Origin of the sequence: Anoxybacillus sp., assembly GCF_036834105.1 — a bacterium.
Taxonomy (GTDB): domain Bacteria; phylum Bacillota; class Bacilli; order Bacillales; family Anoxybacillaceae; genus Anoxybacillus.
On the sequence record NZ_DAITON010000075.1, the window covers coordinates 1 to 10,953 of the forward strand.

A 10,953-nucleotide genomic window follows, 5' to 3' on the forward strand; every position below is an offset into this window, starting at 1 on the left:
TTATATAAAAATTAAACATATCGTTCCATACGTGAATACACTTGCAACGAGGGCGTAAATTTTTTAAAATAATGTGTATAATGAAATAATGGAAAATGACGGTGAAAAGGAGTAGTAGTAAACAAATGGTCGACAGAGAGTTGACGGACGGTGCGAGTCAACCGAAGTTTGTTTACGAACTCGCCTTGGAGTCGCGTATGCGAATGAAGTAGCGTGCGCCGTGAATCTGCGTTAATGATGAAAGTGAGTGCACGATTCGTGCGCTAACAAGGGTGGTACCGCGGGAGAATCCTCTCGTCCCTTTTCGGGATGAGAGGTTTTTTGTTTTTCATTTTTGTTAAAAATGAACAAAAAGGAGGTTTGTCACGTGAGTTTTAATCATCGTGAAATCGAAAAAAAATGGCAAAAGTATTGGGAAGAAAATAAAACGTTCCAAACGACAGAAGATGACGGGAAGAGAAAGTTTTATGCGCTCGACATGTTTCCATATCCGTCCGGGGCAGGTTTGCATGTTGGCCACCCTGAAGGGTATACAGCGACAGACATTTTAGCGCGCATGAAGCGCATGCAAGGATATAACGTGCTACATCCGATGGGGTGGGATGCGTTCGGATTACCAGCTGAGCAATATGCGCTTGATACCGGAAATGATCCAGCGGAATTTACGGAAAAAAATATTAACAACTTCCGCCGGCAAATTAAATCGCTCGGTTTTTCATATGACTGGGATCGTGAAGTGAACACGACCGATCCGAACTATTACAAATGGACACAATGGATTTTCTTAAAGTTGTATGAAAAAGGATTAGCGTATATGGATGAAGTGCCGGTTAACTGGTGCCCTGCATTAGGAACGGTGCTTGCGAATGAAGAAGTCATTGATGGTAAAAGTGAGCGCGGTGGTCACCCGGTCATTCGCAAACCGATGAAACAATGGATGCTTCGCATTACGGCATACGCTGATCGCTTGCTTGAAGACTTAGAGGAGCTTGATTGGCCGGAAAGCATTAAAGAAATGCAACGAAACTGGATCGGTCGTTCGGAAGGAGCAAACATTCATTTCCAAGTTGATGGACATGATGAAACGTTTACGGTGTTTACAACACGTCCCGATACGTTATTCGGCGCAACTTATGCGGTGCTCGCTCCTGAACATCCGCTCGTTGAAAAAATTACAACACCGGAACAAAAAGAAGCTGTCGAAGCTTATTTAAAACAAATTCAAAGCAAAAGCGACCTTGAGCGCACAGATTTGGCGAAGGAAAAAACAGGTGTATTTACGGGAGCATATGCGATCAATCCGGCTAATGGTGAAAAATTGCCAATTTGGATTGCAGATTATGTGTTAATGAGCTACGGCACGGGGGCAATTATGGCGGTGCCAGCGCATGATGAGCGCGATTATGAGTTCGCGAAAAAATTCAATTTGCCGATCAAACAAGTCGTTGCTGGTGGCGATATTTCGAAAGAAGCGTACACAGGTGACGGGGAACACGTGAACTCTGATTTCTTAAACGGATTAAATAAAGAAGAAGCGACGAAAAAAATGATTGAATGGCTAGAAGCAAACGGAAAAGGTGAGAAAAAAGTATCGTATCGCCTCCGCGATTGGCTGTTTAGCCGCCAACGTTATTGGGGCGAACCGATTCCGATCATCCATTGGGAAGACGGCACGATGACACCAGTGCCAGAAGAGGAATTGCCGCTTGTATTACCAAAAACGGATGAAATTAAACCGTCAGGCACAGGAGAGTCTCCGCTAGCCAACATTGAAGAATGGGTTAATGTCGTTGATCCGAAAACGGGCAAGAAAGGTCGTCGCGAAACGAATACGATGCCACAGTGGGCAGGAAGTTGCTGGTATTATTTGCGCTATATCGATCCGCATAACGAAAAGCAATTAGCCGATCCTAAAAAATTAGAAAAATGGTTGCCTGTCGACATTTACATTGGCGGCGCTGAACATGCGGTATTACACTTGTTATATGCACGTTTTTGGCATAAGTTTTTATACGATATTGGCGTTGTGCCGACGAAAGAGCCATTCCAAAAGCTATTTAACCAAGGAATGATTCTTGGGGAAAATAATGAAAAAATGAGTAAGTCGAAAGGAAATGTCGTCAACCCAGATGATATCGTTGAAAGCCATGGCGCCGATACGTTACGTTTATACGAAATGTTTATGGGACCGCTAGAAGCATCGATCGCATGGTCGACAAAAGGGCTTGACGGTGCACGCCGTTTCCTCGATCGTGTATGGCGTCTATTCGTTGAAGAGAACGGTCAACTAAATCCGAAAATCGTTGACAATCCGGAAACAGATACGCTTGAACGTGTATACCATCAAACGGTGAAAAAAGTAACAGAAGATTACGAAGCGCTTCGTTTTAATACCGCCATTTCACAATTAATGGTATTCATTAATGAAGCATATAAAGCGCCTGTATTGCCGAAAGTATACATGGAAGGATTCGTAAAACTGTTATCGCCAGTTTGTCCGCACATTGCTGAAGAGTTGTGGGAAAAACTAGGTCATAGCAACACGATTGCTTACGAAGCTTGGCCAGCATACGATGAAGCAAAATTAGTTGAAGATGAAGTCGAAATTGTCATTCAAGTGAATGGAAAAGTACGTACAAAACTACATGTGCCAGCTGATGCAACGAAAGAACAACTTGAGCAATTAGCAATGGAAGACGAAAAAATTAAAGAACAAATTGAAGGAAAAACAGTGCGTAAAGTCATTGCAGTACCAGGTAAACTAGTCAACATCGTTGCCAATTAACGAAGAAAACCCTCCCACACATGCGGTGGGAGGCTGTCTTTAAAAGAAAGGGAGAGATGGATGAAAGAAATGACAGCGGCGCAATTAAAACAAATGATCGAAGCCGGGGAGCGAATTCAGGTTATTGACGTGCGTGAAGATGAAGAAGTCGCTTTTGGAATGATTCCGTCGGCGATTCATATAAAAATGGGGGATATCCCTCATCGAATGAACGAATTAGATAAAAATGAAACGTATATGATTATTTGCCGTTCAGGTGTTCGGAGTGAACATGTTTGTACGTATTTAGAGGCGCACGGTTACAACGTATGCAACATTGTTGATGGGATGCTCGGCTGGGACGGAGAAGTTGTGTAAAGATAAAACAATAAGATCGCTTCGTGGCGATCTTATTGTTTTGCATATATGGCAGCGTGCATTCCAGCGAGTCGTCCGGTGACGAGTGCGGCGGTAATATTGTAGCCGCCTGTATAACCGTGAATGTCTAAAATTTCTCCGCAAAAATAAAGACCTTTCATTAACTTCGATGCCATTTCCTTCGGATGCACTTCTTTCACTGACACTCCACCCCCTGTGACGAACGCTTTTTCAAGCGGCAACGTGCCATGAACGGAAAAAGAAAACGTCTTGCATATCGCGACGAATGCGCGAACTTTGTCGTGTCCTAACGTACTCGCGGTCGTTTGTGGGTCGATCGCTACTCGTTCAAGTAAAAATAATATATATCGCTCAGGAAGAGGGAGAAGTGTCTTTACAATATTTTTTATCGTTTTTTTCGGTTCTTCTTTTATGGCACGTACAATGCGTTGAAATAACACTTCTTCTTTATCATCTGGCAAGGCATCGATCGTCATCATAACGGACGGTTGCTTTTTTAATTGTTTGACGACAAATTGGCTACAACGTAGTGCTGCCGGTCCTGAAACCCCAAAATGTGTAAAAATCATATCCATACGATGTGTCACGATTCGTTTCCCTTTTGCGTTTAATACGCTTAACGCGACGTCACGCAACGATAGCCCTTGTAACGTTCGCTCTTGAATAAATGGCTCATGAGAAATGATTGGTACTTCGGTTGGGAACAGTTCTGTAATCGTATGTCCAGCTTTTTCGGCCCACGCGTAACCGTCACCTGTGGAACCTGTATGAGGCACAGACTTTCCACCGACGGCAACGACGACAGCCTTTGCGCGAATGATTTCTTCTGTTTCAAGTTTCACCCCGTACACTGCGCCATCTTTATATTCAATGTCCTTCACACGTGTGTGAACGCGAATATGTACACCTAAGCGTTTTAACTCACGAAGAAGAGCTTGTACGACAGATTGAGCGCTATCGCTGATGGGGAACATGCGACCGTGGTCTTCTTCTTTCAGTGGAACACCGAGCCGTTCAAAAAAACGGATAATATCCTCATTATTAAATACCGAAAAGGCACGATATAAAAAACGACCGTTTCCTGGGATATGTTGAATGAGTTCATCCACCGGCCGTCGATTTGTGACATTACATCGTCCACCGCCCGAAATGGCTAATTTTCGACCAAGCTTATCCCCTTTATCAAGGAGAAGTACACGTCCCCCTTGTTCGCCGGCGGCAATGGCAGCCATTAACCCTGACGGCCCTCCACCGATCACTACGACATCATATATCATGACTTTCACGTCCTTTCTGTTAAAATTATAATGATTTTATGAAAAAGAAAAAAGTGTGCTAAAATAAGTGAAGCAATGAATCCGGTAAGGAAGGGATAATATGTCGTCATCAAAATTGTTGCGCGGGACGTTTATTTTAACTGGGGGTGTATTTTTATCTCGCATTTTAGGACTTATATACGTCTTCCCATTTTACCAACTCGTTGGTAAACAAGGGGGGGCACTTTATTCATACGGCTACGTTCCATATACGTTGTTTATTAGCATTGCCACAATGGGTGTGCCGCTGGCGGTATCAAAGTTTGTGTCGAAATACAATGCACTTGGAGAATATGCGATCGGGCGAAAATTGTTTCGTTCAGGCGTTACGTTAATGGCGATTACCGGATTTCTCGCTTGGCTCATTTTATATATGAGCGCACCGTTGTTAGCGCCATTTGTCGTCAATGATGATGGACACGGCAACTCCATTGCTGATGTTACTTCCGTGATTCGTGCCGTTAGTTTTGCTTTATTGCTCGTGCCGATGATGAGCTTAATTCGTGGATTTTTTCAAGGGCATGAATCAATGGGGCCAACAGCGTTGTCGCAAGTTATTGAGCAACTTGTGCGCATCGTCTTTTTGCTTTTAGGGAGCTACATCGTGTTGCGTATTTTCGGGGGCTCGCTAACAACAGCTGTTCAAGTGGCAACGTTTGCAGCATTTGTCGGAGCGCTTGGTGGACTAGCTGTGTTATTGATGTATTGGTTCAAGCGTAAAACATTTTTAAATGAGCTATTAAAACAAGATCGCGGCACCATTGATATGTCATTAAAAGACATGTATAAAGAATTGATTGCTTACGCTGCTCCCTTTGCGTTTGTTGGTCTAGCTATGCCGCTATATCAACTGATTGATCAATTTACGTTTAACAAGGCGATGGCGAGCATTGGGCTCGGAGCCATATCGGAAGATGCATACGGCATTTTCAACGTATGGGCGCAAAAACTCGTCATTATTCCGATTACGTTAGCTACATCGTTTAGCTTAACGCTTATTCCGACGATTATGAAAGCGTACGTGCAAGGGGAGAAGAAACAGTTACGAAAATATTTAAACGATACGTTTCAAGTCGTCATGTTTATTACGTTGCCTGCTGTTATCGGTATGGCGCTTTTGTCTGAATACGTATATGCTGCTTTTTATAGTTATGATCCACTCGGAACAGAAGTGTTGCGCGCATATGCACCGACAGCTATTTTCTTTGCATTATTTTCTGTTACGGCTGCCATTTTACAAGGAATCAATAAACAAAAATTTACCGTTATTAGTTTATGTATTGGGTTGTTGTTCAAATTGCTTTTTAACTATATGTTTATCGTTTCTTTTGAAACGGTGGGAGCTATTTTGGCAACGACGATTGGATACGCTTTATCGGTCGGGATAAACTTATGGATCATTCAACGTTACACAAATTATCGTTATCATTTCGTCGCTAAGCGCATATTGTTTATGGGAATTTTAACAGCGATCATGTGTGCTGTCGTTTGGCCGATTGTAAAACTAATTGATCGTTTCTTTCATTACAACGGCAGCATGGTTCAATCGGTCGCGATCGTTGCGTTCGGTGGATTCATTGGAGCGGCTGTTTATTTTTATTTAAGTGAGCGTTCAAACTTGTTGTATATGTTATTTGGAAACAGGTTTTCATTTTTGCGAAAAAAAGAAAAGAAGGCTGTATCGTAGCCTTCTTCTTTCTATTAGAAATCGCTGCTAAACGGGAATCCAAGCTGACGCTCAACGCGTTGAAGGCGTCGATTTAAATTGTTAATTTGTTGTTGTTGTCGCTCGGTTATGCGTTCAAGACGGTCGACGCGACGCTCAAGAGAACCGCTTGGAAATCCAGGTGTTCCAGGGAATCCAGGTGTTCCAGGGAATCCCGGCATAAACGGAGTGCCTCCGTAATAAGGCATACCAGGCATTTGCTGTTGTTGTTGGCGTTCATCCATTCGGAAAACTCCTTTCGCTTTGATCGTTACGTAGGCAGTATATGTGACAATTGCCATACGTGTATGGACGGATGCCTAAAAACGAAAAACATTTGGAGGGATTTTAGTGTTACGAATCGACAAACTGTTGGCAAATATGGGATATGGAACGAGAAAGGAAGTGAAAAAGCTATTAAAAGCAGGCGTCGTTAAAGTCGATGGGATGACGGTAAAAGATGCGAAAACGCACGTTGATCCTAAGGAACAAGTTGTTACCGTATGGGGGGAAGAAGTCGAGTATAAGCCGTTTATTTATCTCATGATGAACAAACCGAAAGGGGTTATTTCAGCAACGGAGGATGCGGTCGAAGAGACAGTTGTTGATTTGCTAGAAGAGGAAGATCGCATATTTGATCCATTTCCTGTTGGACGGTTAGATAAAGATACAGAGGGGCTATTGTTGTTAACAAATGATGGTCAGCTTGCTCATCAACTATTGTCACCGAAAAAACATGTTCCGAAAACGTATGAGGCGATCATTGATGGAGAAGTAACAGAAGAAGATGTTGCTGCCTTCCGGCGCGGTGTCGTGCTCGACGACGGGTATGAAACGAAACCAGCAAAACTTGTTATCGTTCGCTCCGGTTTACGTTCTGACGTGCAAATTACAATTACAGAAGGGAAGTTTCATCAAATTAAACGAATGTTCCAAGCGGTTGGCAAGCGAGTCGTTTACTTAAAGCGGGTTCAAATGGGACCGTTGACGCTTGATGAAACGTTAGAGCCTGGGGAATATCGCGAGTTGACGGATGAAGAAATGGCTTTATTAAAGGGAGAGAACAAAAAATAGGAACCTGCTAGGAGGTTCCGTCTATGTGCACGCTGTTACGATGACATCTTGACTCTTTTTTTAGTTGTTGTCCATTTACCTTTGCTAGGGCTGTGAATTAAGTCGTTGTATGCTAACACGTTTAAATCCCGCTGAATCGTTCGTGGGGTAATGCCGAATTCGTCCACGAGCTCTTGCGTTGTCACTGTTCCTCTCTCGCTAATGAACATGTAGACGGACTTAATACGGGTTAGCATGCGATCGGTAGATGGTTTCAAATGATCACTCCCTATCGTCACATCATTCGCATGGTACAACAAAGATGAAAAACTAGATGTCTCATTATTTATTTTACACGAAAACATAAGAAAAATGCTATAAATTTGCTGAATTTTACACAATATTAACACAATTAATACCATATTTTTCTGTGGAAAGGATGAATGCAGCAATGAACGTGAACTGGATGGAAGAAGTAAAAAAGCGAGAGTCAGCGCTTTTGAAAGATTTGCAAACATTTTTGCGCATTCCAAGTGTGCGAAATGAACAGACAGCTACACAAGAGACACCATTAGGAAAAGAGGTGTATGAAGCGCTTTGTTACATGCTAAAGCGTGGTGAAGAAGAAGGATTTGTTGCAAAAAACGTTGATGGATTAGCTGGTCATTTGGAAATGGGCAATGGTGAAGAGATTGTAGGGATATTATGTCATGTGGATGTTGTTCCCCCTGGCGACGGTTGGACGTTTGATCCGTTCGGGGGAACGATTGTAGATGGAAAAATTTATGCCCGAGGTGCACTCGATGATAAAGGTCCGACGATCGCTGCCTTTTATGCGATGAAAATTGTCAAAGAGCTCGGTTTACCGTTAGCTAAGCGCGTACGAATGATTATTGGAACAGATGAAGAGAGCGATTGGCAATGTGTTGAGCGTTATTTTCAAACGGAGCAAATGCCAACGCTCGGTTTTGCACCTGATGCGGACTTTCCAATTATTTATGCTGAAAAAGGAATCGCTGATTTTGACCTGATTCAACAGCCAACAAACGAGCGAAGTGAATGTATCCTTCTTTCGTTCCATGCCGGGCGCCGATACAATATGGTGCCAGACTTCGCTGAAGCGGCTTTGCGGTTAACAGATGGGGAAGCGATGAAAGAACGTTTTCTCGCATTTTTACAAGCACATGCTATTGACGGTGAAGCACATAGCGACGGAGAGACGTTCACTTTGCGCGTTCGTGGCGTTTCGGCTCATGGAATGGAACCGAACAATGGTGTAAATGCTGGATTATGGCTTGTGAAATTTTTGGAAAACGAACAACTTGATCCGCAAGCCAACGCGTTTGTTCGGTTTGTTTCCCAATATTTTCATGAAGATACGTGCGGAAGACGATTAGGGGTTGCACATACAAACGAGGAACTCGGTGATTTGACGATAAACGTTGGTGTTCTTTCATATACGAATGAATATGGTGGAAAGATCGGCATCAACTTGCGCTACCCTGTGACGAATGACATCGTGCATACGAAAAAAATGATTGAGCAAGTCGCTGAGCGTCATGCGTTTGCACTGACGGATTTTTCGAATTCTGCACCGCATTATGTAGGAAAAGATCATCCGCTCGTTCAAACGTTGCAACGTGTCTATGAAGAGCAGACGGGTGAACGAGCGTCACTACTTGCCATTGGTGGTGGGACATATGCTCGTTCGTTACAAGCTGGGGTAGCATTCGGCCCGTTATTTCCGAATCGTCCGGATGTGGCGCACCAAAAGGATGAGCATATGTTTATTGACGATTTGTTAAAAGCAACGGCCATTTATGCTCAAGCGATTTATGAGCTAGCAAAATGACAGTTTCCAAAAATATGTTATAATGAAAAGTGCCGTCGATCGTGACGGTACTTTTCGTTATTTTATTTGATATGGGGGATGTTTGTGTATACACGTATTTTTCGAGCATTTTATTTTTTACAGTTTTTTAGTTTTGGTTCGCTCTTTCCGTTGTTATCTGTATATTTAAAAGATGAAGTCGGTTTGTCTGGGACAGAAATTGGAATGATTATGTCCATTAGCCCGATCGTCATGATTTTTACTCAGCCTATTTGGGGGATGGCGAGTGATTATACGCGTAAGCCGGTTCAAGTATTAATGATATCTTTATTAGGGACCGCTTTATTCGGGATGATGTATTCACTCGCTTACTCTTACGTATCGTTGCTTGTTATTGCTGCGCTGCTTGCAGTTATGCAAAGTGGCATCGTGCCTCTGTCTGATAGTATTACTCTTCATTATGTACAAAAGGCAAATGAGCGATATGGATCGATTCGGCTCTGGGGGGCGCTTGGGTTTGCATCGGCTGTTCCTGTCGCTGGACAAGTGGCTGAGTGGTTTCACCTCCGTTTTATTTTTTATATTTTCGTGACGTTGCTCATCATTTCAAGTGCATTAGCATGGAAATTACCGAGAGAGCAGGCAAATGCAAAAGTGAATACTCGTGAGGGAATGAAGGAGCTTATTCGCATTCCACCGTTTCTTTTATTTTTATTGACAACGTTTCTCGTTTTTGGACCGATTTATGCGAACAATTTTTATTTCGGTATTTTCATTACAGATTTAGGAGGAACGCTTGCAGGAGTGGGGATTGCATTTTTATTGGCGGCAGGTAGTGAGGCGCCGTTTATGAAATTTGCTGACGGTGTCGTTCGGAAATTCGGGATGATGAACGTGCTATTAGTCGCAACCGCTTTATCTTGTGCTCGTTGGTTGTTTTACTTTTTTGAGCCTCCGTTAATGGTCGTTTATGCGACAACGATTGTGCAAGGAGCGTCTGTTGGTTTATTTATTCCAGCAGCGTTGCAATACGTTCGCGATGTGACACCTGAACATGTGCGCACAACGGCTGTATCGCTCTATGCTACAGTTGGAAATGGACTTGGAAGCTGGTTTTGCACGTTTGTAGGAGGATATATTTTAGAGCGTTGGACGATCGAGCATGTATATTTATTTTTTGGATTGTTGACGTTTGGAGGAATGGTTATTTTCGCCTGGCAGTCAAAAAGGGCGTTGCATAAAGTATCGGAAATTTGATAAAATTTAGAAAATTGGAGGTAGGGGAGATGAATGCATTATTTTTTGGCGATCGCTTTGCCAGATGAAGTGAAGCGGCGGTTACATGCTTTCATTTCTGAGTGGGAAGCGCCATTTCGTCTGTTCGTTCATGAGGCGGATTATCATATGACGCTCGCGTTTTTAGGGCATGTCACGGAAGTCGAACGAAAACAAATTGCCCAACTAATGCCCGAGGCGGTAAAGAAACATCGAGCTTTTCCATTGCAACTAAGTGAAGTTTATTCATTTGGTTCTCGCGTTTTATGGTATGGGGTGAAAGAGGAACCTCGTTTGTTTTCACTCCGTCAAGACGTGTATGATGTTTGTCAGCGTATTGGCTTTTCGCTAGATAGCCGGCCATTTACGCCTCATATTACACTTGCGAAAAAATGGAGTGGATCACTTCCGCTTTCGCTTGAGCTATATCCACGAAAAATGGATGAGGAGGACATTTCCTTTTTTGTTCGTGATGTTGTATTGTATGAAACGCATATGGATAAAAATCCGAAATATAAGCCGATTATGCGCTTTCCTCTTTCACCATAAATAAGAGGAGGGGAAGAGATGGGGATTACGGTCATTCAAATCGGGGGATTGTATGCATTGT

10 protein-coding genes and 1 other annotated feature are annotated in these 10,953 nt (G+C 43.0%); of the genes, 7 read left to right on the top strand and 3 right to left on the bottom strand.

Annotated elements, in window-relative coordinates; all coding sequences use genetic code 11:
* The first annotated feature begins 92 nt into the window (after nucleotides 1-92).
* Nucleotides 93-305: a binding site (T-box leader), on the top strand.
* A gap of 62 nt (nucleotides 306-367) precedes the next feature.
* Together leuS and V7Z64_RS08540 are read left to right on the top strand one after the other, a co-directional pair.
* Complete coding sequence (gene leuS / locus V7Z64_RS08535; protein ID WP_297987232.1) at nucleotides 368-2,785, top strand: leucine--tRNA ligase; 2,418 nt, start codon at nucleotides 368-370, stop codon at nucleotides 2,783-2,785.
* Nucleotides 2,786-2,845: 60 nt separating this feature from the next.
* Nucleotides 2,846-3,142: a rhodanese-like domain-containing protein gene (locus tag V7Z64_RS08540; protein ID WP_003398411.1), complete on the top strand. Its 297-nt coding sequence runs from the start codon at nucleotides 2,846-2,848 to the stop codon at nucleotides 3,140-3,142.
* A gap of 32 nt (nucleotides 3,143-3,174) precedes the next feature.
* Here V7Z64_RS08540 and V7Z64_RS08545 read toward each other — a convergent pair whose 3' ends face one another.
* On the bottom strand, nucleotides 3,175-4,440 hold the full coding sequence (locus tag V7Z64_RS08545; protein ID WP_297987233.1) for an NAD(P)/FAD-dependent oxidoreductase: 1,266 nt from the start codon (nucleotides 4,438-4,440) through the stop codon (nucleotides 3,175-3,177).
* A 100-nt stretch (nucleotides 4,441-4,540) separates the two neighbouring features.
* On the opposite strand from V7Z64_RS08545, the gene V7Z64_RS08550 reads away from it, so the two are divergent.
* Nucleotides 4,541-6,166, top strand: coding sequence for a putative polysaccharide biosynthesis protein (locus V7Z64_RS08550; protein WP_297987234.1), 1,626 nt, complete (start codon nucleotides 4,541-4,543; stop codon nucleotides 6,164-6,166).
* A 14-nt stretch (nucleotides 6,167-6,180) separates the two neighbouring features.
* Here the strand turns inward: V7Z64_RS08550 and V7Z64_RS08555 are convergent, their stop codons facing one another.
* Nucleotides 6,181-6,429, bottom strand: a complete 249-nt coding sequence (locus V7Z64_RS08555; protein WP_003398406.1) for a hypothetical protein — start codon at nucleotides 6,427-6,429, stop codon at nucleotides 6,181-6,183.
* Between the two features lie 106 nt (nucleotides 6,430-6,535).
* Between V7Z64_RS08555 and V7Z64_RS08560 the strand changes: the two genes are divergently transcribed.
* Nucleotides 6,536-7,258, top strand: a complete 723-nt coding sequence (locus V7Z64_RS08560) for a pseudouridine synthase (protein ID WP_297987235.1) — start codon at nucleotides 6,536-6,538, stop codon at nucleotides 7,256-7,258.
* A gap of 35 nt (nucleotides 7,259-7,293) precedes the next feature.
* Here V7Z64_RS08560 and V7Z64_RS08565 read toward each other — a convergent pair whose 3' ends face one another.
* On the bottom strand, nucleotides 7,294-7,515 hold the full coding sequence (locus V7Z64_RS08565) for a DeoR family transcriptional regulator (RefSeq protein WP_003398403.1): 222 nt from the start codon (nucleotides 7,513-7,515) through the stop codon (nucleotides 7,294-7,296).
* A gap of 173 nt (nucleotides 7,516-7,688) precedes the next feature.
* Between V7Z64_RS08565 and pepV the strand changes: the two genes are divergently transcribed.
* The 3 genes from pepV (at nucleotide 7,689) to thpR (ending at nucleotide 10,892) form a co-directional block, all read left to right on the top strand.
* Nucleotides 7,689-9,089 carry a dipeptidase PepV gene (pepV, locus tag V7Z64_RS08570; protein WP_297987236.1) on the top strand — a complete coding sequence of 467 codons (1,401 nt, stop codon included), beginning with the start codon at nucleotides 7,689-7,691 and terminating at the stop codon, nucleotides 9,087-9,089.
* Between the two features lie 84 nt (nucleotides 9,090-9,173).
* Nucleotides 9,174-10,325: an MFS transporter gene (locus V7Z64_RS08575; RefSeq protein ID WP_297987237.1), complete on the top strand. Its 1,152-nt coding sequence runs from the start codon at nucleotides 9,174-9,176 to the stop codon at nucleotides 10,323-10,325.
* A gap of 33 nt (nucleotides 10,326-10,358) precedes the next feature.
* Nucleotides 10,359-10,892, top strand: coding sequence for an RNA 2',3'-cyclic phosphodiesterase (gene thpR / locus V7Z64_RS08580; RefSeq protein WP_297987238.1), 534 nt, complete (start codon nucleotides 10,359-10,361; stop codon nucleotides 10,890-10,892).
* Nucleotides 10,893-10,953: the final 61 nt, after the last annotated feature.